20 protein-coding genes are annotated in these 25,347 nt (G+C 55.6%); 11 read left to right on the top strand and 9 right to left on the bottom strand.

Annotation, left to right across the window (positions count from 1 at the left end; translation table 11 throughout):
- Positions 1-16: 16 nt before the first annotated feature.
- A complete protein-coding gene (locus ACG74X_RS16170; protein WP_411236176.1) occupies positions 17-664 on the bottom strand; it encodes a LuxR C-terminal-related transcriptional regulator in 648 nt (215 codons plus the stop codon).
- A 193-nt stretch (positions 665-857) separates the two neighbouring features.
- Here ACG74X_RS16170 and ACG74X_RS16165 point away from each other — a divergent pair, with 193 nt between their 5' ends.
- The 6 genes from ACG74X_RS16165 to glyA are packed head-to-tail and all read left to right on the top strand — an operon-like array spanning position 858 to position 9,174.
- A complete protein-coding gene (locus ACG74X_RS16165) occupies positions 858-2,105 on the top strand; it encodes an aminotransferase (RefSeq protein ID WP_411236174.1) in 1,248 nt (415 codons plus the stop codon).
- Positions 2,106-2,141: 36 nt separating this feature from the next.
- On the top strand, positions 2,142-3,341 hold the full coding sequence (locus tag ACG74X_RS16160) for a malate--CoA ligase subunit beta (protein ID WP_411236172.1): 1,200 nt from the start codon (positions 2,142-2,144) through the stop codon (positions 3,339-3,341).
- Positions 3,338-4,231, top strand: coding sequence for a succinate--CoA ligase subunit alpha (gene sucD, locus ACG74X_RS16155; RefSeq protein WP_411236171.1), 894 nt, complete (start codon positions 3,338-3,340; stop codon positions 4,229-4,231). Before ACG74X_RS16160 ends, sucD begins: the two co-directional genes overlap by 4 nt.
- Positions 4,231-5,223, top strand: coding sequence for a 2-hydroxyacid dehydrogenase (locus ACG74X_RS16150; RefSeq protein WP_411236359.1), 993 nt, complete (start codon positions 4,231-4,233; stop codon positions 5,221-5,223). Before sucD ends, ACG74X_RS16150 begins: the two co-directional genes overlap by 1 nt.
- Positions 5,223-7,856 (top strand): phosphoenolpyruvate carboxylase, encoded by a 2,634-nt coding sequence (locus tag ACG74X_RS16145; RefSeq protein WP_411236169.1) that lies wholly within the window; start codon positions 5,223-5,225, stop codon positions 7,854-7,856. Before ACG74X_RS16150 ends, ACG74X_RS16145 begins: the two co-directional genes overlap by 1 nt.
- A gap of 22 nt (positions 7,857-7,878) precedes the next feature.
- Complete coding sequence (glyA, locus tag ACG74X_RS16140) at positions 7,879-9,174, top strand: serine hydroxymethyltransferase (protein WP_411236167.1); 1,296 nt, start codon at positions 7,879-7,881, stop codon at positions 9,172-9,174.
- Between the two features lie 229 nt (positions 9,175-9,403).
- Here the strand turns inward: glyA and glnT are convergent, their stop codons facing one another.
- From glnT to ACG74X_RS16120, 4 genes are all read right to left on the bottom strand, one after another.
- Positions 9,404-10,759: a type III glutamate--ammonia ligase gene (gene glnT, locus ACG74X_RS16135; protein WP_411236166.1), complete on the bottom strand. Its 1,356-nt coding sequence runs from the start codon at positions 10,757-10,759 to the stop codon at positions 9,404-9,406.
- A 100-nt stretch (positions 10,760-10,859) separates the two neighbouring features.
- The gene (locus ACG74X_RS16130) at positions 10,860-12,200 is read right to left on the bottom strand and encodes an FMN-binding glutamate synthase family protein (RefSeq protein WP_411236165.1); all 1,341 of its coding nucleotides are present in this window, start codon (positions 12,198-12,200) and stop codon (positions 10,860-10,862) included.
- Between the two features lie 10 nt (positions 12,201-12,210).
- Positions 12,211-12,894, bottom strand: coding sequence for a protein GlxC (locus ACG74X_RS16125; RefSeq protein WP_411236163.1), 684 nt, complete (start codon positions 12,892-12,894; stop codon positions 12,211-12,213).
- On the bottom strand, positions 12,895-13,824 hold the full coding sequence (locus ACG74X_RS16120) for a class II glutamine amidotransferase (RefSeq protein WP_411236358.1): 930 nt from the start codon (positions 13,822-13,824) through the stop codon (positions 12,895-12,897).
- 213 nt (positions 13,825-14,037) lie between these two features.
- Between ACG74X_RS16120 and ACG74X_RS16115 the strand changes: the two genes are divergently transcribed.
- The 3 genes from ACG74X_RS16115 to ACG74X_RS16105 all read left to right on the top strand — a co-directional run bounded on the left by ACG74X_RS16115 (position 14,038) and on the right by ACG74X_RS16105 (position 16,724).
- The gene (locus ACG74X_RS16115) at positions 14,038-14,397 is read left to right on the top strand and encodes a hypothetical protein (RefSeq protein WP_411236161.1); all 360 of its coding nucleotides are present in this window, start codon (positions 14,038-14,040) and stop codon (positions 14,395-14,397) included.
- A 96-nt stretch (positions 14,398-14,493) separates the two neighbouring features.
- A complete protein-coding gene (locus ACG74X_RS16110) occupies positions 14,494-15,879 on the top strand; it encodes an ammonium transporter (RefSeq protein ID WP_411236160.1) in 1,386 nt (461 codons plus the stop codon).
- A 125-nt stretch (positions 15,880-16,004) separates the two neighbouring features.
- Complete coding sequence (locus tag ACG74X_RS16105; RefSeq protein WP_411236158.1) at positions 16,005-16,724, top strand: FadR/GntR family transcriptional regulator; 720 nt, start codon at positions 16,005-16,007, stop codon at positions 16,722-16,724.
- A 6-nt stretch (positions 16,725-16,730) separates the two neighbouring features.
- Here ACG74X_RS16105 and ACG74X_RS16100 read toward each other — a convergent pair whose 3' ends face one another.
- Positions 16,731-18,032, bottom strand: coding sequence for an ABC transporter substrate-binding protein (locus ACG74X_RS16100; RefSeq protein WP_411236156.1), 1,302 nt, complete (start codon positions 18,030-18,032; stop codon positions 16,731-16,733).
- A 165-nt stretch (positions 18,033-18,197) separates the two neighbouring features.
- Here ACG74X_RS16100 and ACG74X_RS16095 point away from each other — a divergent pair, with 165 nt between their 5' ends.
- On the top strand, positions 18,198-19,547 hold the full coding sequence (locus ACG74X_RS16095; RefSeq protein WP_411236154.1) for a flavin-containing monooxygenase: 1,350 nt from the start codon (positions 18,198-18,200) through the stop codon (positions 19,545-19,547).
- 246 nt (positions 19,548-19,793) lie between these two features.
- Here ACG74X_RS16095 and ACG74X_RS16090 read toward each other — a convergent pair whose 3' ends face one another.
- The 3 genes from ACG74X_RS16090 to ACG74X_RS16080 all read right to left on the bottom strand — a co-directional run bounded on the left by ACG74X_RS16090 (position 19,794) and on the right by ACG74X_RS16080 (position 23,816).
- Complete coding sequence (locus ACG74X_RS16090) at positions 19,794-21,773, bottom strand: ABC transporter permease (protein WP_411236152.1); 1,980 nt, start codon at positions 21,771-21,773, stop codon at positions 19,794-19,796.
- Entirely contained in the window at positions 21,773-22,786 is a 1,014-nt protein-coding gene (locus tag ACG74X_RS16085) for a quaternary amine ABC transporter ATP-binding protein (protein ID WP_411236150.1), read from the bottom strand. Before ACG74X_RS16085 ends, ACG74X_RS16090 begins: the two co-directional genes overlap by 1 nt.
- An 88-nt stretch (positions 22,787-22,874) precedes the next feature.
- Positions 22,875-23,816, bottom strand: coding sequence for an ABC transporter substrate-binding protein (locus ACG74X_RS16080; protein WP_411236149.1), 942 nt, complete (start codon positions 23,814-23,816; stop codon positions 22,875-22,877).
- Positions 23,817-24,087: 271 nt separating this feature from the next.
- On the opposite strand from ACG74X_RS16080, the gene ACG74X_RS16075 reads away from it, so the two are divergent.
- The gene (locus ACG74X_RS16075) at positions 24,088-25,338 is read left to right on the top strand and encodes a sarcosine oxidase subunit beta family protein (protein ID WP_411236148.1); all 1,251 of its coding nucleotides are present in this window, start codon (positions 24,088-24,090) and stop codon (positions 25,336-25,338) included.
- The last annotated feature ends 9 nt before the right edge of the window (positions 25,339-25,347 follow it).

Genomic DNA, 25,347 nt, shown 5'->3' with positions numbered 1-25,347 from the left:
TACACCTAACAAGCTGCTATCCGCCGCTTTTGGCCTTGGAGGCATAAAAGTGTGCGATGGCCTGTGCCCGATTTTTGACCGATAATTTATCGAAAATATTCGATAGATGAAATTTCACTGTGTTGATGGAAATCTCCATGCGTGCGGCCAGCTGTTTGTTGGTCAGACCCTCGGCAAGCGCTTCGAGCAGCGCAGTTTCCTTGCGAGACAAAGTCGAAATAGGGTCATTTTTCAGATCGCGAATATCAAGATACGGAAACACCATTTTGCCGTCAGCCACTTCAAGGCAGGTCTGAACCAGCGAATCGATGGATGCGGACCTCGACACAAAGGCGGCCGCGCCGGAGCTCATCGCATGGCGGGGCACTGACGGATCAGCGTCGTGTCCGTAGATCACGATACGCGGTGCGTTTTCCTGCGCGCGCAATACCTCGATCAGTCGTTCTGCCCCAAGCGCGGGGATGTTCCAGTCGATGACACACACTTTCACCGGCACACGCATGACCATGCCAAGAAAGCCTTCGGCAGTTGCACTTGTGGCCACCAGAGAGAATCGGGGGTCACGTTCAAACACTTCGGACATTGCCGAAAGCACCAGAGGATTGCCGTCGCCCAACATGATGTCGATCTGATCCGGCATGACTTCAGGCATCTGATTTCGCATGGCTTTTCCCTATTCCCTACCCATCTGGGCTGGGCATCCTACGGCATGCAATCGAATACAACCTATATAGGTGGTATTTTACCCACCCATTTAGATACCCAAAAGCAGGAGTAAGGGACGTTTTTTCACCTAGCAAGAAAAATTATAACTGCTGTGAAACAAATTCGTCTCTGACAAACTAAATGGAGCGACCATGACTGTGGCACATATTTTCCCGAAGCTCGAGATTCCTGAAACGATCGCTGCGGGCCCGGGGCCTGGCAACACAGATGAACGCGTGCTTGCCGCGTATGCAGGTGCTGGTCTGGCCGATCACATGCACGGCGATGTCCTGCGTGGAATGGTCGAGTGTAAAAAGATGCTTCGCAAGGTCTGGGGCACCGACAACCTTTACACCTTCGGCGTTGCCGGTACGGGTTGGAGCGGTCTTGACGTGATGTTCAGCGGTGTCATGCCTGGCGACAAGGTGGTGATGTTCACCAATGGTACGTTTTCGGGAATTGACGGCCTGACGGTGCGTATGAAGGCTGCCACTTCCGAAGAGCTTGCTAAGAACCCGCTCGACCCAGAGGCGGCATCGGTCGTCATCGTCGATATCCCGCACGGCCAATCCGTCACCGGCGAAATCGTCGAAGCGGCGTTGGCCGAACACAAGCCAAAATGGGCAGCCATGGCGCATTGGGAAACCGGGTCCGGCCGCATCAATGACATTTCCGGTTTTAGTGACGCCTGCGTAAAGCACGACGTGATGGGCCTGGTTGACGCGGTTTCGTCGCTTGGCGTTGAGGATTTCCGCATCGACGATTATCCTGGCGTGCATGGCTGGGCGTCATGCCCGCAAAAAGGCATTTGCTGCCTGCCGCTGACCTATGCGCCAGTGTCTTTCAGTGACCGCTTTATCAAAGCGCTTAGGGAGACCGGAACCCGGACATTTGTTCATCATCCGGTGCTGGAGGCCCGTCACTGGGGTGTCATCGACGGCAAGGATGTTGAAAAGGGCACGTATCACCGGACGCATTCCGCCTACGCTGTCGCGGCGTTCCACGAAGCATTGCGGATCACCCTGCAGGAAGGGATTTCCGCGCGCGCTGGAAAATACGCTCATCACGAATCTGCCTTGCGCCGCGCGGTCGAGGCAATGGGCTGTGAAGTTACGTCCAACATGACCTCTCTTGTCGTGCTCAACCTGCCCGAGTCCTTGGCTGGCCGAGAAATGGAGCTGGTGCAGTCATGTCGCGCGCAAAACTTTGGCATTTGGCCGACGTTGTCGGCTCCGGTTCAGATCCGGATCGGTATTCTGAACCTGCTGAACCGCGCCGCCATCACCGATATCGTCACACGCTTTGCCGACGCCATCCGCGCCATGGGCGGGACGGTTGATATGGAAAAGGTCAATGATGCGTTGGACAGCGTCTACGACCAGGCCATCGCGGCAGAATAGACCCAACCGCACCTGTCTTTCGGAGGAGGAAAGATAATGGACATACATGAATACCAAGCGAAAGAAATCCTTGCCGGATTTGGCGTGGATATTCCGCCCGGCGCGTTGGCGTATAGCCCCGAGCAGGCGGCCTATCGCGCCCGCGAACTTGGCGGCACACGTTGGGTCGTCAAGGCGCAGGTTCACGCCGGAGGACGTGGAAAAGCAGGCGGAGTCACAGTCTGTGACAGTGACTCCGAAATCCACACCGCATGCGAAGGTTTGTTTGGCCGTAAACTGGTCACGCATCAAACTGGCCCGCAAGGTAAGGGGATTTACCGCGTATATGTCGAAAGTGCGGTTCCTATTGAACGGGAAATCTATCTTGGATTTGTTCTGGATCGGGTGTCGCAACGGGTCATGATCGTCGCCTCTGCCGAAGGCGGTATGGAAATCGAGGATATCTCTGCCGAGCGTCCCGACAGCATCGTGCGGGCCACTGTTGAGCCTGCCGTCGGGTTGCAGGAATTCCAGTGTCGTCAGATCGCATTCAAACTGGGGATCGACCCTGGCCTGACGCAACGCATGGTGCGCACCCTTCAGGGATGTTACCGTGCCTTCCGTGACCATGACGCCACGATGGTTGAAATCAACCCGCTGGTGGTCACCGGTGACAATCGCATCCTGGCGCTTGATGCAAAAATGACCTTCGATGACAACGCCTTGTTTCGTCATCCGCAAATCAGCGAGTTGCGGGACAAGAGCCAGGAAGATCCCCGCGAAAGCCGGGCTGCGGATCGTGGCTTGAGCTATGTTGGTCTTGAAGGAAATATCGGCTGCATCGTCAACGGTGCGGGTCTTGCGATGGCCACGATGGATACCATCAAACTGGCCGGCGGTGAACCTGCCAACTTCCTCGATATTGGCGGAGGCGCAACACCCGAACGCGTTGCCAAGGCGTTTCGCTTGGTGATGTCGGATGACAATGTGCAAGCGGTTCTGGTCAACATCTTTGCCGGGATCAACCGCTGCGACTGGGTTGCCGAAGGTGTGGTTCAGGCGCTGAAGGAGGTTCAGGTCGATGTGCCTGTTGTGGTGCGTCTTGCAGGGACAAACGTCGAAGAGGGTCAGAAAATCCTAGCCAAGTCTGGACTGCCCATCATCCGGGCATCCACTTTGATGGAAGCCGCCGAACGTGCGGTTGGAGCATGGAACAAAGACTTGACACATGGTACAAAAATGAGGGCCGTCCAATGAGCATTTTCATCGACAGACAAACCCCCATCATCGTGCAGGGGATCACCGGTAAAATGGCCCGGTTTCACACTGCGGATATGATTGCTTACGGCACCAATGTTGTTGGCGGCGTTGTGCCCGGAAAGGGCGGTCAGACCGTCGAAGGCGTTCCGGTTTTCGACACCGTCGAAGACGCGGTTGCGGCAACCGGGGCCGAAGCCAGCCTTGTTTTCGTGCCACCTCCCTTTGCCGCCGACAGCATCATGGAAGCCGCAGATGCGGGCATCAAGTATTGCGTTTGTATCACCGATGGAATCCCGGCGCAGGATATGATCCGGGTCAAGCGCTATATGTATCGCTATCCGAAAGAACGCCGCATGGTTCTGACCGGCCCCAATTGCGCGGGAACGATCAGTCCGGGAAAAGCGCTTTTGGGCATTATGCCGGGGCACATTTATCTTCCGGGCCATGTCGGGATCATCGGGCGTTCAGGAACTTTGGGATACGAGGCCGCAGCACAGCTCAAGGCACACGGAATCGGCGTGTCCACATCGGTCGGCATTGGCGGAGATCCCATCAACGGGTCATCTTTCAAGGACATCCTGCAACGCTTTGAAGAAGATGATGACACCCATGTCATCTGCATGATCGGAGAAATCGGCGGTCCACAGGAAGCCGAGGCCGCAGCCTATATTCGTGACCATGTGTCAAAGCCTGTTGTGGCATATGTTGCCGGATTGACGGCTCCGAAAGGCAAGACCATGGGCCATGCCGGTGCGATCATCTCTGCCTTTGGCGAAAGCGCCAGTGAAAAGGTCGAGATTCTGAGTGCGGCGGGTGTTACGGTTGCACCAAACCCCGCTGTTATCGGTGACACGATTGCCAAGGTGATGCGCAAGGAGGCTGCATGATGAATGCCCCGGCCCTGCTAAACCATACGCCACGTGTGCTTGTGACACGCCGCTGGCCAGCGGCGGTCGAGGCCGAACTGGCCGAGCGGTTCGACACTGTGTTCAACGTTGAAGACAAACCAATGTCGCGTGCCGAGTTTCGCGAGGCCCTTACGCATTTTGATGCAATCCTTCCCACTGTGACCGATACCCTGGACGCAGAGGCACTTGATCTGGATACGGCTCGCACCGGAATTCTTGCGAATTACGGTGTAGGCTACAGCCATATTGACACAGCAGCGGCGAAGACGCTGGGGATCACGGTAACCAACACTCCGGATGTCCTGTCCGAATGCACGGCTGATCTGGCAATGACGCTAATGCTCATGGGGGCACGTCGTGCCGGAGAGGGAGAGCGCGAACTCAGGGCTGGCGCATGGACGGGGTGGCGTCCGACACATCTGGTCGGGTCCAAGGTGTCCGGTAAGACATTAGGCATCGTTGGATTTGGCCGGATCGGTCTGGCTATGGCGCAACGCGCGCATCACGGGTTTGGCATGAAGATCATTGTCTACAACCGGTCAAGTGTGTCGCAAGACGTCCTTGACCGTTACGGTGCCAAGCAGGTCGAGACCCTTGATGATCTTTTACCACTATGTGATTTCGTGTCATTGCACTGCCCCGGCGGGCCGGAAAACCGCCATCTGATCGGATCGCGACGCCTTGATCTGATGAAGCCCGACGCCTTTCTCATTAATACCGCACGCGGAGAGGTGGTTGACGAACATGCGCTTGCTCAGGCGTTGATGTTTGATTGTATCGGCGGGGCGGCCTTGGACGTGTTCGATGGCGAGCCAAATATCGCACCGGTCCTCATGGATTGCGACAACCTTGTCATGCTGCCCCATCTCGGCAGTGCCACCCAAGAAACGCGTACTGCGATGGGGCGTCGCGTACTGGACAATCTGGTGGATTTCTTTGACGGCCGTGAACCCGGCGATCGGGTTGCGTGATGGGATCGGCAATTGGATCTTCAGAGCGTTCGGATCAAGAACGCTACGAGCAAATGCTTTATCGCTACGTCCGGGAGGCCTGGATAAAGGTTCTGCGGCGACGCGCGCCTTTGGTGGCCGAAGCTGTGTCAGAGGATGTGCCGCATTGGGCAGACGCAAATTTTTCTGATCATTTGCAAGCCAGCACGATCTGGTTTCATCTGCAGCAAATTCTGGAAGAAAACCTGGCAATCCGAACCGCGCGATTGGCCGAGCAGGATGGCCGTCCTGCCAAAGGCAGTTTTGCTGAATCTCTTACCGCGTGCCCTGATGAAAATCGCGAACGGATGGGGCAGTTGTTGGAGACCGGTCTTCTGTCCGTAGGCCCCACAATTACGGCGCATCCGACAGAGGCAAAGCGCGTCTCGGTGATGGAAATTCATCGCCGTATCTATCACATTTTGACCCAGTTCGAAACGCCGAACCAGACATCGCGTCAAACCACGTGTCTTGAACAAAGTCTGGAAATGGAGATTGACCTTCTCTGGATGACAGGCGAGCTGCGGATGGAGCGGCCCAGTCTTGATTCAGAAATTGATTGGGGCCTTCAATTCTATCGCAACAGTCTCATTGAGGCTGTCCCGCGCGTGTTTGAACGGTATCATGACGCGGTGACAGAAACCTTCGGGACGCAGGACCGTGACCATTGTTGTCTTCGCTTCCACTCATGGATCGGCGGAGATCGTGATGGAAACCCTAATGTGACGACTTCCGTTACGCGATCTGCTTTGCAGCGATCACGCGATATGATTGTTCAGGTCTATTCCGACACGCTTGCCCAGATCATACCGCATCTGAGCATTTCCGAGAAAATCGTGAATGTTCCAGCCGTACACAAAGATGCGCTTGCACAAATTGTCGCCAATCGCAGCGATGATCCGGCTGCCTGTATCGCGCGCAATCCAAATGAAGTCTTCCGTCAGGCCTGCGCTGCGATTCAGCAGGGTCTGAACTCTGACAACTACCGGACAGTGGCCGCCTTTATTGACGACATAAAAACAATTGAAACCGCGCTTGATGCCATTGGTGCCACATTGCTGGGGCAAAGTCTTTTGCGGCCTCTGCGGTGGCAGGCCAGTGTCTTTGGGTTCCGCGCACATACGCTTGACATTCGGCAAAACTCTGATGTCACAACCCGCGCAGTGCATGCGATTTGGGCGTCCCTTGGAAACGCTCCGGACCCGTTTAGCTCCGAATGGTCCTCACGTCTGAGACGCGAGGTGTCTTCCGACGATCTGCCTGAATTGGACATGCGTCAGCTCGATGACGAAGCTGCTGAGGTGATCGCTCTTTTGCAGTTGATCCGCGATGTTCACGAAGGCCCGGACCCGGATGCGATTGGCCCCTTTATTCTGTCCATGACGCGGTCAGCGGATGATCTTTTGGGCGTGTTGCTTCTGGCCCGCTATGCTGGGTTTGATGCGGAAAACCGCTCGCTTCGCGTGGTTCCGTTATTCGAAACAATCGAGGATCTGCGCGCGGCCCCCGCCATTTTGAGCGATATTCTACGCGTGCCATCCGCAGCCCGCAGCATGAGAGACAGCGCAGGTCGTCTGGAAATCATGCTTGGGTATTCTGACAGCAACAAGGACGGGGGATTCCTGTGCTCCAGCTGGTCGCTTGACCAGGCGCAGCGCGCGATCACTCGGGCGATCGCCGGACATGGTGTCCGTCCGGTGTTTTTCCATGGCCGAGGCGGATCGGTCAGTCGCGGAGGGGCACCCACAGACCGCGCCATCGCAGCGCAACCGCGTGGCACATTAAGTGGCACCTTGCGCCTGACCGAACAGGGCGAAGTTGTTACAGCAAAATACGCCAACACCGGAACAGCGGCATCACAATTGGAAGTCTTGGCCTCATCGGTTCTTAGACACAGCGCACAACCCGTGTTCGAAACAGTCGATCCGGAAGCGCAAGACGTTATGGAAACCCTGTCGAGCCTAAGTCAAACGACCTACCAGACGTTGCTGCAGCACCCATCCTTTCTGTGCTATTTCAACGAAGCCAGCCCGGTGAACGAGCTGGCTTTCCTGAAAATCGGATCGCGCCCGGCCCGCCGGTTCGGGGCGTCTTCATTGTCAGATTTGCGGGCAATCCCATGGGTGTTTGCATGGAGCCAAAACCGGCATATGATCAGCAGCTGGTTCGGCTTCGGGCAGGCGGTTCAGGATTTCAGTGCCGTTCGTGGAAGCGGCGGCGATGCCGCTTTGCGGCGGGTTATGAAAGAACTGCCCTTATTTCAACTGTGCATCGACGAGATCGAAAAATCTCTTTTGATGGCACGGCTGGATATTGCGGAGCTTTATGCCGGGCTGGTGGCGGACCGATCTGCGTCCGAGCAGATCTTTCATCTAATCAGTGCCGAACATGCCCGCTGTGTCGCAGCGGTAGAAGAGCTGACCGGCAAAGAACTGGGCGCGCGCTTTCCAAATGCTCTGGCCCGGCTTCAACGACACGAAACAACATTGCGCTGCGCACATGAAGCGCAAGTCCATCTTTTGGCGCTGGTTCGTCAATCTGACGACACACGTCACCGTATTCAACTTATGCAAAGTATGAATTGTATCTCCGCTGGCCTTGGCTGGACTGGATAATCAAAACTCAAAGGAGCCTGGCATGAACGCGCCTCACCGAGACACTGGTTTTTTCACGAAATCCCTTTCTGACAGCGATCCGGAGCTGTTTGGGTCGATCACCGATGAGCTGGGCCGCCAGCGGGACGAGATTGAGCTGATCGCATCCGAGAACATCGTCAGCCGCGCGGTGATGGAGGCGCAGGGGTCGGTGATGACCAATAAATACGCCGAAGGCTATCCAGGTCGCCGCTATTATGGCGGGTGCCAGTTTGTGGATGTGGCCGAGAAACTGGCGATCGAGCGGGCGTGCCGGCTTTTTGAATGCGACTTTGCAAATGTGCAGCCAAATTCAGGCAGTCAGGCCAATCAGGGCGTGTTCACCGCTCTGCTGCAGCCGGGGGATACGATCCTGGGCATGAGCCTTGATGCCGGGGGGCACCTGACGCATGGGGCGAAGCCGAACCAGTCGGGCAAGTGGTTCAACGCCATTCAGTACGGTGTGCGCCGCGAGGACAACCTGCTGGATTACGATCAGGTGCAGGCGCTTGCCACGGAACATCAGCCAAAGCTGATCATTGCCGGTGGCTCTGCCATCCCGCGCCAGATCGACTTTGCCCGCATGCGCGAGATTGCCGACAGTGTCGGTGCCTATCTGCATGTGGACATGGCGCATTTCGCCGGGCTGGTGGCGGCGGGCGAACACCCCAGCCCGTTCCCGCATGCGCATGTTGCGACGACGACGACGCACAAGACGCTGCGTGGGCCGCGCGGCGGGATGATCCTGACCAATGACGAGGCGCTGGCCAAGAAGTTCAACTCTGCCATTTTCCCCGGCATTCAGGGCGGGCCGCTGATGCATGTGATCGCGGCCAAGGCGGTGGCCTTTGGCGAGGCGTTGCGCCCGGATTTCAAGGTTTACCAACAGAACGTCATCCGCAACGCTCAGGCGCTGTCGGATCAGCTGATCAAAGGCGGTCTGGACACCGTGACCCACGGCACCGACACGCATGTGGTGCTGGTGGATCTGCGCCCGAAGGGCGTGAAGGGCAATGCCACGGAAAAGGCGCTGGGACGGGCGCATATCACCTGTAACAAGAACGGAGTGCCGTTTGATCCGGAAAAGCCGATGGTCACGTCTGGCATTCGCCTTGGCACACCCGCAGGAACAACCCGAGGTTTCGGCGAGGCGGAATTCCGTCAGATCGCCGATTGGATTATCGAGGTGACAGAGGGTCTGTCTGCCAATGGCGAAGACGGGAATGCGGCGGTTGAGGACGCGGTCCGAGGTAAAGTTGCCGAGCTTTGCGCCCGGTTTCCGATCTACCCCTACCTCTAGAATTTACTGCCCCGGTCAAAGATTCTTCGTACGAAGAATCTTGCCAACCAACAGTAAATAATTGGTCTAAGAAGGTGGTATATCACCGCTAAAACTCATGGAAAATCAATCGCCATTGGCTTGTTTTTCAAAACTTGTCTATCAGACAGGGATCAAGCCCAATGAAACCATGCAAATGGCCGCTGCAACGCGCAGCGGCCATTTTTAATATCACTCGACATTATGAATATCAGATATCCAGTGTGTTCTCACGTTCCCATTCAGTGAAATGGGTCGCGTAGTCGCGCCATTCAGCATGCTTTTTCTTCAGGAAAGCCGTGGTGAATTCTGCGCCCATTGCGTCGGTCAGCACGGTATCTTCTTCGTAGCGGCGTAAACCATCAAGCATGTTATGCGGCAACGGCGGGGCATTTTTGACCTTATGTCCTTCGGCATACATATCAATTTCCTGCGCTTCGCCGGGGTCCGATTTATTGCGGATGCCGTTTAGCCCGGCTGCCATGATGACCGCTGGCATGAGATAAGGGTTTGCCGCGCCATCTGGCAGACGCAACTCCATGCGGCCGCCGCCAGGGACGCGCACTAGATGCGTGCGGTTGTCGCCAGCCCAGGTGATCGATGTTGGTGCCCAGCTTGATCCCGACGCTGTCGCCGGAGCGCCGATGCGCTTGTAACTGTTGACCGATGGGCAGCAGATCACTGTCAGACCACTGCCATGATCAAGAAGACCACCTAGGAAGTGCTTACCGGTTTCTGAGAGCCCATATCGCCCGGTTGGTGTGTCATCGTTGCCGGCAAACAGGTTTGTCTTAGCGTCGTCGCCCATCGCATCCCAGGCCGAGATATGTGCGTGCAAGCCGTTGCCTGTGAGTTCTGGCAAGGGTTTGGGCATAAAGCTGGCGCGCATGCCATGTTTTTCGGCGACGTATTTAACCATGAATTTGAAGAAGCTGAGTTGATCTGCCATTTTCAGCACATCATCGAAATCCCAGTTCATTTCCCACTGACCATTGGCGTCTTCGTGGTCGTTTTGGTAATTGCCCCAGCCCAATTCCAGCATGTACTCGCTGATTTCGCGAATGATATGGTAATTGCGCATCATGGATTGTTGATCGTAGCAGGGCTTCGGCTTCGTATCGAGTTCATCCGCGAGCGACCGTCCATCCGGCGACAAAAGGGAGAATTCCGGCTCCACGCCGATCTTGAAGTGAAGACCCAATTCAGCCGCGTCGGCAACTTGCTTGCGCAGCACGTTGCGCGGTGCCTGAGCAGAATATTCGCCGTTCATAACCGGGTTTCCGGGCACCCAGGCGATGTCGGGCTGCCAAGGAATTTGAATTGCCATGTCGGCATCAGGCATGACCAACAAGTCGGGATGCGCGGGTGTGTAATCCAGACCACCGGCAAACCCGGCGAAACCGGCACCGCCTTCCTGCATCTTCGCGATGCCGCGCAATGGGACCAGCTTGGTACGCTGAGCGCCGAGCAAGTCCGTGAAATTGACCATAAAATACTTGACGCCGCGGTCTTTGCCCCAGCTTTCAAGATCGATCTGCGATTGCTGAACCAGTTGGTCTTTTGCCATTGAAAACTCTCTCTCCCTGATGTGGTCTTAGGGCCGGGTATAAAGGCCCGTAGTTAAACAAAACGCGCAGTCCCTGCTGGGTCTGCGCGTTGATTTGTGTTCAGAAGCCTGGCTTGCCGGGGTACCAGTCGGTTCCTGCCAATGGCACCTTTGCCATGGCGGCCGCTTCCATTGTGAGCGCGACCAGATCTTCCGGTTCAAGGTTGTGCAGGTGATTGTGTCCGCAGGCACGTGCAATGGTTTGCGCTTCCAGTGTCAGCACCTTGAGATAATTGCGCAAGTGACGGCCACCTTCGACCGGGTCAAAACGCGCCATCAAATCGGGGTCCTGAGTGGTGATGCCCGCAGGGTCTTGTCCTTCGTGCCAGTCGTCATAAGCACCTGCGGTGGTGCCCAGCTTCTGGTACTCGCCCTCCCACTTGGGATCGTTGTCACCAATGGCAACCATCGCGGCTGTACCGATCGCGACCGCGTCGGCTCCAAGCGCCAGCGCCTTCGCAACGTCTGCGCCTGTGCGGATGCCACCCGAGACAACCAACTGCACTTCGCGGTGCAGGCCCTGATCCTGAAGCGCCTGAACGGCGGGGCGGATACAGGCTAGAATTGGCTGGCCAACATGTTCAATGAACACGTCCTGAGTTGCCGCCGTGCCGCCCTGCATGCCGTCCAGAACAACAACATCGGCGCCGGCTTTGATTGCCAGTGTTGTATCAAAATATGGGCGCGTTCCGCCAATTTTGACATAGATCGGCTTTTCCCAGCCGGTGATTTCCCGCAATTCCAGGATCTTGATTTCCAGATCGTCTGGACCTGTCCAGTCGGGGTGACGACATGCTGACCGCTGGTCGATACCTTTGGGAAGGTTGCGCATCTCTGCCACGCGGTCGGAGATCTTTTGACCAAGCAGCATACCGCCGCCGCCGGGCTTGGCCCCTTGGCCGACGACGACTTCAATGGCGTCTGCGCGGCGCAGGTCGTCAGGGTTCATTCCGTAGCGCGAAGGCAGGACCTGATAAACCAGTTTGTCGGAATGGCCACGCTCTTCTTCGGTCATGCCACCATCCCCGGTGGTGGTGGAGGTGCCCGCCGCAGACGCGCCACGTCCCAGCGCTTCTTTTGCGGGGCCGGACAGAGCACCAAAAGACATGCCCGCAATCGTCACCGGAATGTCCAGTTCGATTGGTTTTTTTGCAAAGCGGGTCCCGAGCGTTACGCGCGTGTCACATTTTTCGCGATACCCTTCCAAAGCGTAGCGCGAGATGGAGGCCCCGAGAAACAGCAGATCATCGAAATGTGGTACACGACGTTTTGCACCACCGCCTCGGATATCATAAATGCCCGTCTCTGCCGCACGGCGGATTTCGGCATTAATCGGATTGCTGAATGTCGCCGACTGGATTGGTACAGTTTTCGACACGTATTTGCTTTGTTCGTCTTTCATGTCCATATCCTCAATAAGCGCCGGCGTTGTCGACATCGAAATTGTAAAGCTGACGGGCCGACCCGTAACGCTTGAACTCTTCCGGCTTTGCGTCGCAGCCGCCTTTTTCAAGCAGGTCGCGCAGAATTTCGATGTGCTCGGGGCGCATTTCTTTCTCGATGCAATCCGCACCAAGAGATTTTACCGACCCGCGCACGAAAAGACGCGCCTCATACAGGCTGTCGCCCATCGCTTCGCCAGCATCACCGCAAACTACCAGATTGCCGGATTGTGCCATAAAGGCGGACATGTGGCCGATGTTGCCATGTACGACGATGTCGATGCCCTTCATCGAAATGCCACAACGCGACGATGCGTTGCCTTTGATGACCAGCAGGCCTCCGCGACCGGTCGCACCGGCATATTGGCTGGCGTCACCTTCGATAATCACAGTGCCGGACATCATATTTTCCGCGACACCCGGGCCGGCAGAGCCGTGAACATGCACAGTTGCCTGCTTGTTCATCCCGGCTGTGTAATACCCGGTTGAGCCCTTTACAGCGACTTCGATAGGCGCATCAAGACCGACCGCGACAGCATGGCTGCCGCGTGGGTTGACGATTTCCCAGCTGGTCTGGTTGGTGTCATTAGACTGGGCATGCAGCGCCGCGTTCAGGTCGCGCAGGCCGTTGGCTTCAAGATCGTAGGTCTGCATTTATGCTGCCTTTTTGCTCGGGGTTGGGGCTTGATCGTGGCTCCAGAAATAGACTGTCGCGGGCTCGGGTTCCCAAATGCGGGCGGTATCAATGCCCGGCAGGTTCACCAGCGCGCGGTATTCAGAACCAAACGCCACGTAGTCGTCGGTCTCGGCCATCACTGCGGGTTTGCAGGCGATTGGATCACGCACCACACCGAAGCCGTCTTTTGTACCGACAACAAAGTTGAAGAAACCATCAAGATCGTCAAGCGATGCTTCCAGCGCTTCGCCCAAAGTGGCACCGTTCTGCATTTTCCAGGTCAGATACGCGGCCCCGACTTCTGTGTCGTTCATCGTCTCGATATGGATACCTTCGCGTTGCAGCTTGCGGCGCAGCGAATTGTGGTTGGAGAGAGATCCATTATGCACGAGGCACTGATCCGATCCGGTGTTGAACGGGTGCGCACCCAATGTTGTCACAGCAGATTCCGTTGCCATGCGGGTGTGTCCGATGCCATGTGTGCCGGTCATGGATGAAATGTCAAACCGGGCGGCAACATCTTTTGGCAGGCCGACTTCTTTATAGATTTCAAGCGTGTCGCCAAAGGACATAACCCGTACTTCCGGAGCAACCGACCGCAGAACCTCACGGGCGCGGGCTGCTTCGCCTGTAGGAACATGAAGCACGGCATGCGTATCACGGCGCGCCAATGACACATCACCACCAAGCGCCTTGCCCAGTTCATCGGCCAAGCCGTCAAAGGCCGCGTCAGGGTTGTCTGCCTGGACCGTCAGCTTTGACCGGGCCGCGTCTTCGGCACCGTAAATGGCGATGCCTGCACTGTCAGGTCCACGATCTGTCATCGTGACCAGCATATCAGTCAGCAAAGCGCCAAGCTGCGGCTCAAGCGATTTGTTCTTCAGGAACAGTCCAACAATTCCACACATATCGCCAAAACTCCATTGTGTTGATTCTCCCATCTGGGATCAAATCGACGTTAGCATCGGAAAATCGTTCTCGCAACTGCGATGAATATTTTTTTCCTATCAGTCAATCATGCCAAGTTTTCAAGGGGTGGTTCGGCACAATATTCGTCAAAACGGAACCAATTTTCATTCTGAAAAACATAGGCTTGCATCATGTGTCTGTGAACGTGGCGCATGGTCGGGCAGGCTGCGCGCGCCGCTGAGCCGATGGCATTTTTAGGCGGCGAACACTCCGGTTCGTCTAGATCGAAACGCCTGTTCAAGCGGGATGTGCAAGGTTCAGCGCAATTTGTTGTCTTGAACGTCGATTTGGCAAGGAACCAGTTGGAAAATCCCGAACCAATTTTTTATTTTTCCATAAATCACTGTCAAAAAATAGAAATATTGGTTTGCAAACGCATGTTGCAGCCAAATTTTCATTCGGAATCGCTCACCAAAAAGCAAAAAAGTTTCACTGGAATGAATCTTTTGTTTGAAAAGTGCCAATTTTTGATGATCATACCGAAATCAACCATCGGGCCGAAAGCGGTCTGAATTGGTCTAAGATGTGCTGGTGTTGATCCGTGATGCCAGTTCAAAAAGCCGGGGGTGAACACCCGGCATATCAGTGAGAACCAAGAGGGAAAATGAATGTCACTTGATATCAGTACGATATACGCCGAACAGGTCAGCCTGAATTCATTGGTGCAAAACGTGCTTTACGCGTCTGGAACCGTGGGTGCCATCCTGGTGGTCGTCGGGCTATTGCTCATCGACGCCGGTACGGCGCGGCGGAAAAACCTATTTAACTCTACAATCGAAAAAACCCTTGGCTTCTTTTTGGGGTTTGCAACTTACTATTTTATCGGCTTCGGCATCTGGGCGGCGCAATACTACATCATGGTTGATGCGACGATGACAGATTCCATCAAGGATTGGTGGCTGGGTGGCGGTATGACCAACAGTCTGGCCCATCAGGTTGATCCGGCCATTTTCCCAGGCCTCAACACGTTCCAGGTGTTTGTGTTCTTCCTGGCTGTATTTGCCGGTATCATCAACATTCTGCTGCATTTTGCCGTGTCAGAGCGGATGCGCCCCTCTGCCTATTACATCACATGTATCGTTGCGACGTTGGTATCGTCGGTGCTCAGCTGGGCAACCTGGGGGTCGGTCGGACCGCTCACAAATGCCGGGTTCCACGATTTCTTTGGCGTGGGCTTCGTGTATCTGTTCCCGGCCGGTATGGCGCTTGTCTTTACACCGTTGCTGGGCGCGCGCCCCGGTATGATGGAGCCGCATGAACGCGTGTCGGCTTATCTTGCGCCAAGCATCGGCCTTGCGGCACCCGGATTGATGATGGTCTTTGCCGGCCTGCCGATGGTCATCCTGTCTTGCCTGTTCTTCTTTGATCCAGAAGCATTGGCCGTCAGCGTGACAATGGCCGAAACCAGCGTGGGTGTGGCCCTTAACAACTATGCGCTTGTCTGGGCCGGCGGTGCGATCACCGGGATGCTCATCGCGTATAAAACCGGCAACTATGCATACACCCTGCTTGGCCCGCTTGCCGGGTACGTGGCAGGGGCGTCTGGCTTTGATGTCTATCTGCCCTGGGAGGCGTTTGTTCTTGGCTTGATGGCACCGATCGCATCCTATCTGGTGTACGAATTCACCCTCAAGCGCGGGATTGACGAACATAAACTGTTCCCGCTGTTCATCGGTGCCGGTACCTTCGGTCTGCTTATGACGGGTATTTTCAAGGCTGGGACACCGCGTGGTGGATATCTTGGAATCGAAGAAGGGGCCTATGCGTTCCAGCACGGCGAGATTTCCTTGGTCATGCAGGTGTTGGGTGTCGTTACCTGCGTCGGGGCAGGGGCCGCAACCGCGTTGGTTCTGGCGTTCGTTCTGGACAAAACCGTTGGCTTGCGGACGGATGTCGATGATCAGATCGACGGGCTTGATAAGGCCTATTGGGATCTCGACCCCGATGTTGAAACCCATGCTGACAATATCCCGCGTTCTGTCGACGCTGCGTAAATATTCTGTAAGGCCCCGGTTCACATCCGGGGCCTTCTGCCATGTGCATGACTTGTAGCGGGTTGATGCTATGTCTTAATGCTGATCATGGGTGACCTGATTGCTGGTATTGGATGGGCAACTGCATGACACAGACACGGAATGTCGATCTTTCGATAGAGCACAGCATTGGCGAAACGGTCCGGATCATCGTGGACAAGCTACTGGTGCGTATCCAGTCCGGGGCCTATCCGCCCGATTCGCGTCTTCCCAGCGAACGCGCACTTGCGGCAGAGCTGGGTGTGTCGCGCAACACTGTGCGCGAGGCTTTGGATGTCTTGGAAGCCCGCGATATGGTGCGCCGCAGACAGGGCAGTGGCAGTTTCGTCACTTTCCAATCGCACCGATCCGAGGCACCAGTGCCGGGGTCAGTGGGGGAACGAACAAGCCCACTGGATCATCTGATCGTGCGGTCGATCATCGAGCCCGAAATGATCCGTATGGCTGTAATGAACATCAGCCCCAAAGATCTGGATGATCTTGCAAAAGTTGTTGCGCAGATCGAAGCGGTTCGCACGGATTTGAATGATTTCATTCACCTTGAGGAAGAATTCTACCGGTCAATCGCCCGCGCGACACGCAATCCGCTTCTTGAGGCGTGTTACGAACTGACAATCGAGGTTTGTCGACAAAGCTTCAGAACCGCCCTCATGCGCAAGCATCTCACACCGGGGCGTATTCAAAGCTACCAGTCGCGGTTCAATTCCTTGTTTAACGCCATCGCCACCCGAGACGTGGAAGCCGCGGTCGAGATCACCAAGCTGCATCTTGTAGAAGAACAGAAGCTGTTCCTGCACGATGACTAGGCGCGCCTAATCGGCCATGCTGCGTGCCGTCAGCCCTGTTTGCTGATGTCCGGTTTCGATCCTTTGTTGCCATAGCTGTCCGACCTCATGCATGTGATCGCGCAGCGCGTCTTCATGTTTGGCCAACCAGTCTGGCACAGATCCAAACTCGGCAATGCGGGCTTTGCCGTTGACCAAACGAACAACCGGCCAATCACCAATCAGGGCATTGTCGATGCCAAAAATGCTTTCTCCCCACCACCGCGCAGGCCCAAAGGCGTGCAACACGGGGTGCATTTGCTTCATGGATGTCAGCACCGACACCGGGTTGACCGAAGCCACTTTTTCAACCGCGGCGTGCCAGATTTCCAGGATAGCGACATATTCCCAGCTGACCGCACTCCAGCTGTCGGGGTAGCGCGTGTTGTATTCCTTGAAGAAATCGCTTGGACGATTGAAAAAAAACGCCTTGCGGGCAAGTTTCGGATCGTCGAAATCCGGGAATTGGAACACTGTCCCCTCAAGAAACTCGGCCGAGGTGCGTGCGACGCAGCGTTGATAATTGTCAAAGGTACAGGACATGATGCGCCCGGCAAAATCCTGTTGGTGAGCGTATTCGGTCATTGCGTGGACCATCGGTGTATAGCTGGTACACCAGCATAAGACGTCCGGTTCTGCGTCCAGCATGGGTTGGACGATTTCGGCGACATCGGTTGTGTCGGGGTCATATTGAATGTCTTTGACCACCGGCAACCCCGCGGCCTGAAAGGCGGCGCGATAGGTTGCGGTTGATGGCAGGCCAAGCGCGTCTTTCTGGCTGCACATCGCAACACGCGTCAGATGCGGTTCGTTGCGGGCCAACCAATCGACGCCTGTCACATTATACACTGGATGCACCTCGGACGGGGCAATCAGGTATCGTGTGTCGGGTGACAGGTCGCTGGGCAAAAGGGTCGATGTCAGAACGCGGTGTTCGTTCAAAAAGTCTTTCAGCGGGGTAAAGGTGTCGCCGCCCAGCATCATCAGCAGTTTGACCTGTTCGGTCAGGACCAGCTGTCGGGCCCCTTCAATGGCCTGGCCCGCATCGTACCCGCAATCATAGGGGATGATCCGCAACGGGTAGCGTCGCCCTCCGATCAACAGACCGCCGGCGCGGTTCAGCCAATCTGCCCAAAGCTGACAGCCGTTCAACCCAGGCAGTCCCCAAGAACTGACCGGCCCGGTGAGCGGTGCCAGAAACCCGATCTTGATTGGCTCGGTCATGCCAACCTCGGTGTTCGGGAACAGGGATGAGAAAGCGATGCGGTGGGCGAAACTGGACTTGATCATACCAATTGCTACCACCAATTTTCGCTTTGGCTAAACAGAAATTTCCTTAACTCACGGGTAAATTTGTTTTCTGGTGTGAATAGGTGTTGACAATATACCTGTTCAAAGGTGACTTTTGGTTCAACCAAAAAGAACCAATTGATGCCTGTCATTAGGGAGAAGGACATGACACAAAAACGAGTGGCGATTATCGGTGCGGGACCATCCGGGCTTGCACAGCTGCGCGCGTTCCAATCTGCTGCCGAAAAGGGGGAAGAGATCCCCGAGATTGTCTGCTTTGAAAAGCAGGACAACTGGGGTGGCCTTTGGAACTATACGTGGCGCACCGGTTTGGATGAGAACGGTGAACCGGTGCATTGTTCGATGTATCGCTATCTGTGGTCCAACGGCCCCAAGGAAGGTCTGGAATTCGCGGATTACTCGTTTGAGGAACATTTCGGCAAACAAATCGCGTCCTATCCACCGCGGGCGGTGCTGTTCGATTATATCGAGGGCCGTGTCAAGAAAGCGGGCGTCCGCGACTGGATTCGGTTCAGCACCGCCGTCCGGTGGGTATCGTACGACAACGATACGGGTCTCTTCACCGTGACCGTCCACGATCACAACAAGGATTACGTCTACGAAGAAACGTTTGATTACGTGATCTGCGCCTCGGGCCACTTCTCGACGCCCAACGTGCCCTATTATGAAGGGTTCGAGTCGTTCAACGGGCGCGTTGTGCACGCACATGATTTCCGCGACGCGCGCGAATTCTCCGGCAAGGACATCCTTGTCGTTGGCTCTTCCTACTCGGCCGAGGATATCGGATCGCAATGCTGGAAGTACGGGGCCAAGTCGATCACATCCTGCTACCGCAGCGCGCCCATGGGCTTCAAATGGCCGGACAACTGGGAAGAAAAGCCCGCGATGGAGAAGGTCAGCGGCAACACCGTCTACTTCAAGGACGGCACCACCAAGGAGGTGGACGCGATCATCCTCTGCACGGGCTACAAGCATTTCTTCAACTTCCTGCCCGACGATCTTCGCCTGAAAACCGCGAACCGCCTTGCAAGCGCCGATCTCTATAAAGGCGTGGTGTATGTCCACAATCCAAAGATGTTCTATCTTGGCATGCAGGACCAGTGGTTCACCTTCAACATGTTCGATGCGCAAGCATGGTGGGTGCGCGATGCCATCATGGGCAAGATCGACCTGTCAAAGGTGACCAAAGACCAGATGCTGGCGGATGTGAAAGAACGGCAAGAGCGTGAAGAGGCGGATGACGACGTCAAATATGCCATCCGGTATCAAGCCGATTACATCGAAGAGCTGGTGTCAGAGACGGATTACCCAAGCTTTGATATCGATGGGGCCTGTCAGGCGTTCTACGAGTGGAAAAAGCACAAGGCAGAGGACATCATGTCTTTCCGCAACAACAGCTATCGTTCTGTGATGACCGGAACAATGGCCCCCGTGCACCACACGCCGTGGAAAGACGCGCTGGATGACAGCATGGAAGCCTATTTGCAGAACTAACCCTGCAAAAACGCCCGGTGCATGTGAATGCGTGCTCTGGGGGCGTTGGCCCTGTGGCACGCGTTTGTCCTTCCCCGAATGCGCGGCCGCAGGGCACACTATAAATCAGCCTGGGGCCGGTGTTGGAGGGAAAATCTGACACTGACGTTCCACAGCTCGGTTCCGACAGACCACATGACGCAAAAAGCCCGGTGTTGTTGCAACAACGCCGGGCTTTTGTTGGTTTATGTGCTGAATATCCAGGGTTTAACGAGGAAGCCCCAGCTTGACTTTCTTTTCCTGCGACCACTTCATGATGATCATGTCAAAGGTCAGCGCCATGAGCGACACGCAAAGGCCCAGGACGATGTTTTTCCCAAGATCCGCACCAGCCAGAGTGCGCTGCAACTCCTGCCCAAGGTCTTGCGTGCCGATAAAGGCTGCAATGATGACCATGAAGAAGGCGAACATGATGGCCTGATTAAAGCCGACGGCCATCGTAGGCAAAGCCAGCGGAAGCTGAACGCTCCAGAGCTTTTGCATACGCGTTGCACCGGACATGTCTGCGGCCTCTGTCATCTCGGGAGGAACACCGCGCAAGCCCTCGATCGTGTAGCGGACCAAAGGCACCATTGCGAAGATCAGGATGGACATGACCACAGAGGTTGCGGTGATGCCGAAAAGCATGATCGCCGGGATCAGGTAAATGAAGCTTGGAAATGTCTGGGCAGTGTCACACACCAAAAGCACCCGTCGTGCTGTCGTTTCCTTGCGCGAGGCAAGGATGCCCAGCGGGACGCCGATCAGCAGAGCCAGTGACACTGCCGAAATCACCGAATAAAGCGTGATAACCGAACGATCCCACCAGCCTGATAATGCCACCAGACTGAAAAAGAGGGCGGCATATATCGCCTGCCGGGTGCCCGCGATAAGAAGCGCAATCGCCACGATCACCAAAATAAAGGCGCTGGTTGGGATGCTTAACAGGAAGTCGCGGAACGGATTGAGAATGTAGATATTCAGGACATATCGCACCGCTCCGGTCGAGGCTTGAACCCAATCAAGCGCAAGATAGGCTTTGATCAAACCGTCGATTTCGCGCCCCTGCGACCAGGATTGCTTGCGCGTGACCTCGGACAGGATGGGAACAAACTGGGCCAACAGGGTAAACCCGACAAAAGCGGCCAAGGTTAGCAGAGCAAACTTGTGTCTGATGTAAAACGGTGTCCCACGCTCATGATGTTGCGGAAGCTTGGCCACCCACGCTTTGGACATGCGATCAAGCGTGATGGCCAGCAACACGATCGTGATCCCGATCTCGAAAGACCGGCCAATCTTGAAACTGCCCATCATCGCCAGCAGTTTCGCGCCAAGTCCGGGCATGCCGATAAACGCTGTCAGAACAACCATCGCAAGGCACAGCATGATCACCTGGTTCACACCAACAAGAATTTCCGTGCGCGCCGCCGGAACGTAGACATGGCGCATCATCTGCCAGCGGGTGCAGCCGCTCATCTTGCCTGCCTCGACCACTTCGGACGACACTTTCTGCAGGCCCAGCGTGGTCATCAGGATCATCGGCGGGATGGCAAAGACCGTCGTTGCGACGGCACCGGCGGTTGGGCCGACTTTGAAAAAGATCACCGCAGGAAGCAGATAGGTGAAAAAGGGCAGGGTCTGCAAAACCGACAAAAAGGGCAAAAGGCCACGATTGAATGTCGGGGATTTCCAGGCAAGGATACCCAAAGCCAAACCAATCAGAAACGCCAGAGGTGCGGCAATCACCAACACCGACATGGTTTCCATTGCGATTTCCCATTGCCCGATCATCGCTGTCCAGACAAAGGTGCCTCCGGCCAGCGCTGCCATACGCCAGCCGCCCAAATAATATCCAAGTACCGCAGCCGACGCGGCAATCGCGCTCCAGGGGATGGGGCCGATAAAGGGCCAGCGGCGTTTTCCGTACAAAAGATTGGCCGTTGTATCCAGGACTGCCTCTAACCCGCCGGTCAGAAAACGCGTGAGTGCCAACAGCCCAAGATCGTCTTTGACGAAGTTGAAGATCGTATCAAGCCATGCTGCGAATGGTGGAATGATTGCTTCTGGAAGACGAAAGAGCCAGGCTGGCAATAGCCCCGCATATTGCAAAGCGGTCAGCACCAAGGCCAGACAGATAAAGCCATATCCGATGGTGCGCGTTGAAAGGCCGGGTGAGAGGGTATCGGCGTTTGTGGTGACAACGGCCATCAGCTTGCCTGCAACAGTATATCAAGCGCATCTTTTCGCGCCATCGCCCCGACCAACTTATCGCCGTTGCTTACGGGAATTCCGTCTCGTGTGTCATTGACCAGAAGGCGCGCCAAATCTTGCACAGTTGCGGTTGCCTGGACAGCATCGCCCGTCGCCGTTAGGCCCGGGGTGATCAAACCTCCGGCATGAACAACACGCGCCTTGTCGATGTCTTCGGTAAATTTGGCAACATATTCGGTGGCCGGATTCAACACGATCTGGTCCGGCGTATCGCACTGTTCGACCGCGCCATCTTTCATTATGGCGATCCGGTCGGCAAGTCGCAGGGCCTCGTCAAAGTCGTGGGTGATGAAGACAATCGTTTTGCCCAGAATTTCGCGCAGGCGCAGGAATTCATCCTGCATTTCACGCCGGATCAGCGGGTCGAGCGCGGAAAATGGTTCATCCAGGAACCAGATATCCGGTTCAATCGCAAGGCTGCGCGCAATGCCAACGCGCTGTTGCTGCCCACCTGACAATTCGCGCGGAAAATACTCTTCACGCCCTTCAAGGCCAACCAGTTGAATGACTTCCATCGCGCGGTCGCGGCGGGTGTGGCGATCCTGGCCCCGCATCTCAAGCGGGAAGGCGACATTTTCAAGAACGGTGCGATGTGGCAAAAGTCCAAAGGACTGAAACACCATGCCCATCTTGTTACGGCGCAAGTCAATGAGATCGGGTTCTGACAGATCTCCTATGATCTGACCATCAACTTCGATCGTGCCACCCGTGATTTCGTGCAGCCGCGAAAAGCAGCGAACGAGGGTTGATTTGCCAGAGCCGGAAAGCCCCATGATCACCAGCAACTCACCGCGCCCGACGTCAATCGAAACATCGCGGACACCGGCAATATAGCCGTCAGCACGGATGTCGTCGAAACTTCGCCCCTCGGGTAAGTTCTTTAGATACTCAACCGGGTCATGGCCGAAAATTTTCCAAACATTTTTAGCGGATATAACGGTATTGCTCACAAAAAGCACCTTTGGGAAACAGGAATGCCTTGCCCGAATGTGAATTTCGGGCAAGGGTTCACGAAATGGATTTATCGTAAAGGCGTGCTCAGCTGCCGATCCACGGACGCCAGATTTCTTCGTTGTCTTCCAACCAGATCTCGGCTGCCTCTTCCGGCTCGTAGTCATCAATATCGACCAGTTTTGCCATTTCGGCGATCTGTGGGTTGGTGAAGGAAATTTTACTCAGCACGGCAAACGCGTCTGGCCATTTCTCTTCCATCCCCTCCCAGGCGGCCTTTTTCATGTAACCGTCGGCAGGATTGCCGCAATCATACAAGGCATCCGGGTTTGGTCCTTTCGCAGGGTCTTTATCACACCCATCTTCCCATTCCGGGAATTCGACAAATTCGCCCGGCCATACGGCTTCGGCAAAGTTTGGCGTCCAGTTGAAGACCACAATTGGCTTTTTGCTGGCTTCTGCGGCACCGATTTCTGCCCAAAGTGCTGCGGCAGAACCCGCGTTGATCACTTCGAAATTCATGCCAAGGGCATCCACACGTTCCTTGCCGTGCTTGAGCCAGTCGACCGGCCCATCAAGATAACGGCCTTTGTCGCCTGTTTCCGGTGTCGCAAAAATCGCGGCACATTCGTTCAGCGCCTGCCAGTCAGGCAGACCCGGACACGCGTCTTTGGTCCACATCGGATACCACCAATCCTCGCGGGTGACCGCATCGTGGTCACCGACATCGACGATGCCGCCTTTTTCCAACGCAGCGCGGAATGATGCGCCAAAGGCCCCTTCCCAGACCTCCATCCCCAATGTGACATCTCCAAGGCGGATGGACTCGTAGACCGCTTGGCTGTCTGTTGTGACATACTCGACGTTCAGGCCCATTTCCTCAAAGATCTGACCCACGACGTTTGACATGACGATCTGTGATGACCAGTTATGAATTGGAATGACAATCGGATCGTCGCTGTCGGCGGCTGCCATGAGCGGCGCAAGCGAAAGGACACCTGTTGCAAGTGCTGTCGTAAATTTATTCATATTTCCTCCCTTAAAATCACCTGCCTTGAAGCAGGTATTCCAAACGTGCGGGCACGAGATTGGAATGATGTAGTAAAAACCACTTTTTTCCTGCAGATCAAGATTTTTTCATTTCGATATCATCTGGTGGTTTGGCCACGACAGCAGGTGTGCGACGTTGAGGCAGATATTTTTTCGAACGGTCATGTCCGATTCAGGCACATTTCTGTCTGAATGAGGCGGCGACACAGTTCTAAAATTAAAGAAGAATAACCCAAAGGAGTCCGAATCTATGCAGTACTCAGGGTTCAAAGTCATCAAAGAAGCGCTGACCGGTCACCGCGGCTGGGGCCCGGCTTGGCGCGATGCAGAGCCGAAAGCGAATTATGATTACGTGATCATTGGCGGCGGCGGGCACGGCCTTGCGACGGCCTATTATCTTGCCAAAGAGTTCAAGCAGGCCCGAATCGCTGTGCTGGAAAAGGCTTGGATTGGCGGCGGCAATGTCGGACGCAACACGACGATCATCCGCTCTAACTATCTGCTGGACGGCAACGAGCCATTTTACGAATTCTCGCTTCAATTGTGGGAAGGTCTGGAGCAGGATCTGAACTATAATGCGATGGTCAGTCAGCGTGGCATCCTCAATCTGATCCACACTGACGCACAGCGCGATGCGTTCATCCGGCGGGGCAATGCAATGCTGTTGAACGGTGCGGATGCCGAGCTGCTGAGCACCAAACAGATCGTCGAACGCTATCCGTTCCTGAACGTCAATAACGCCCGTTTCCCGATCAAAGGTGGCCTTGCACAGCCTCGCGGAGGCACGGTGCGCCACGACGCGGTTGCCTGGGGCTATGCCCGCGCCGCTGATCAGCACGGTGTCGATATCATTCAGAATTGCGAAGTGACCGGCTTCAAGATCGAGAACGGCGTTTGCACCGGTGTCGAGACATCGCGCGGATTTATCGGCGCGAAAAAGGTGGCGGCCTGTGTCGCCGGGTCATCCTCGCGCCTTATGGCCAAGGCCGGGATGCGCCTGCCCATTGAAAGCACTGTTTTGCAGGCTTTCGTGTCCGAAGGTTTGAAGCCTCTTCTCCCTGGGGTGATAACCTTCGGCGCAGGGCATTTTTATTGCAGCCAGTCCGACAAGGGCGGGCTGGTCTTTGGGGGCGATCCGGACGGGTACAACACCTACGCCCAACGCGGCAATCTGCCCGTGGTCGAGGATGTCTGCGAAGGTGGCATGGCGATTTTCCCCAACCTTGGCCGCGCGCGTCTGTTGCGCATGTGGGGCGGGATTATGGATATGTCGATGGACGGGTCTCCGATTATTGACCGGACCCATATCGACGGGCTCTATTTCAACGGTGGTTGGTGTTATGGCGGCTTTAAGGCGACGCCCGCATCCGGTTTTGCCTATGCGCATTTGTTGGCGACCGACACCCCCCACAAAACCGCAACCGCCTATCGTTTCGATCGCTTCGCCACCGGGCATATGATCGACGAAAAGGGCCAGGGCAATCAGCCCAATCTGCACTGAGGAAAGGCA

The organism is Marivita sp. S0852, from assembly GCF_046591575.1.
Lineage (GTDB): Bacteria > Pseudomonadota > Alphaproteobacteria > Rhodobacterales > Rhodobacteraceae > Marivita.
The sequence above is the reverse complement of the archived record's forward strand: the minus strand, read 5'-3'. Positions and strand labels throughout refer to the sequence as shown.

Coding starts and splice junctions, on each gene's coding strand:
- ACG74X_RS16110 (WP_411236160.1), top strand. CDS start 14,494: ATGTCACTTGATATCAGTACGATATACGCCGAACAGGTCAGCCTGAAT.
- ACG74X_RS16105 (WP_411236158.1), top strand. CDS start 16,005: ATGACACAGACACGGAATGTCGATCTTTCGATAGAGCACAGCATTGGC.
- sucD (WP_411236171.1), top strand. CDS start 3,338: ATGAGCATTTTCATCGACAGACAAACCCCCATCATCGTGCAGGGGATC.
- ACG74X_RS16160 (WP_411236172.1), top strand. CDS start 2,142: ATGGACATACATGAATACCAAGCGAAAGAAATCCTTGCCGGATTTGGC.
- ACG74X_RS16080 (WP_411236149.1), bottom strand. CDS start 23,816: ATGAATAAATTTACGACAGCACTTGCAACAGGTGTCCTTTCGCTTGCG.
- ACG74X_RS16090 (WP_411236152.1), bottom strand. CDS start 21,773: ATGGCCGTTGTCACCACAAACGCCGATACCCTCTCACCCGGCCTTTCA.
- ACG74X_RS16170 (WP_411236176.1), bottom strand. CDS start 664: ATGCGAAATCAGATGCCTGAAGTCATGCCGGATCAGATCGACATCATG.
- ACG74X_RS16165 (WP_411236174.1), top strand. CDS start 858: ATGACTGTGGCACATATTTTCCCGAAGCTCGAGATTCCTGAAACGATC.
- glnT (WP_411236166.1), bottom strand. CDS start 10,759: ATGGCAAAAGACCAACTGGTTCAGCAATCGCAGATCGATCTTGAAAGC.
- ACG74X_RS16145 (WP_411236169.1), top strand. CDS start 5,223: ATGGGATCGGCAATTGGATCTTCAGAGCGTTCGGATCAAGAACGCTAC.
- ACG74X_RS16095 (WP_411236154.1), top strand. CDS start 18,198: ATGACACAAAAACGAGTGGCGATTATCGGTGCGGGACCATCCGGGCTT.
- ACG74X_RS16120 (WP_411236358.1), bottom strand. CDS start 13,824: ATGTGTGGAATTGTTGGACTGTTCCTGAAGAACAAATCGCTTGAGCCG.
- ACG74X_RS16100 (WP_411236156.1), bottom strand. CDS start 18,032: ATGATCAAGTCCAGTTTCGCCCACCGCATCGCTTTCTCATCCCTGTTC.
- ACG74X_RS16150 (WP_411236359.1), top strand. CDS start 4,231: ATGAATGCCCCGGCCCTGCTAAACCATACGCCACGTGTGCTTGTGACA.
- ACG74X_RS16115 (WP_411236161.1), top strand. CDS start 14,038: ATGGTCGGGCAGGCTGCGCGCGCCGCTGAGCCGATGGCATTTTTAGGC.
- glyA (WP_411236167.1), top strand. CDS start 7,879: ATGAACGCGCCTCACCGAGACACTGGTTTTTTCACGAAATCCCTTTCT.
- ACG74X_RS16125 (WP_411236163.1), bottom strand. CDS start 12,894: ATGCAGACCTACGATCTTGAAGCCAACGGCCTGCGCGACCTGAACGCG.
- ACG74X_RS16130 (WP_411236165.1), bottom strand. CDS start 12,200: ATGAAAGACGAACAAAGCAAATACGTGTCGAAAACTGTACCAATCCAG.
- ACG74X_RS16075 (WP_411236148.1), top strand. CDS start 24,088: ATGCAGTACTCAGGGTTCAAAGTCATCAAAGAAGCGCTGACCGGTCAC.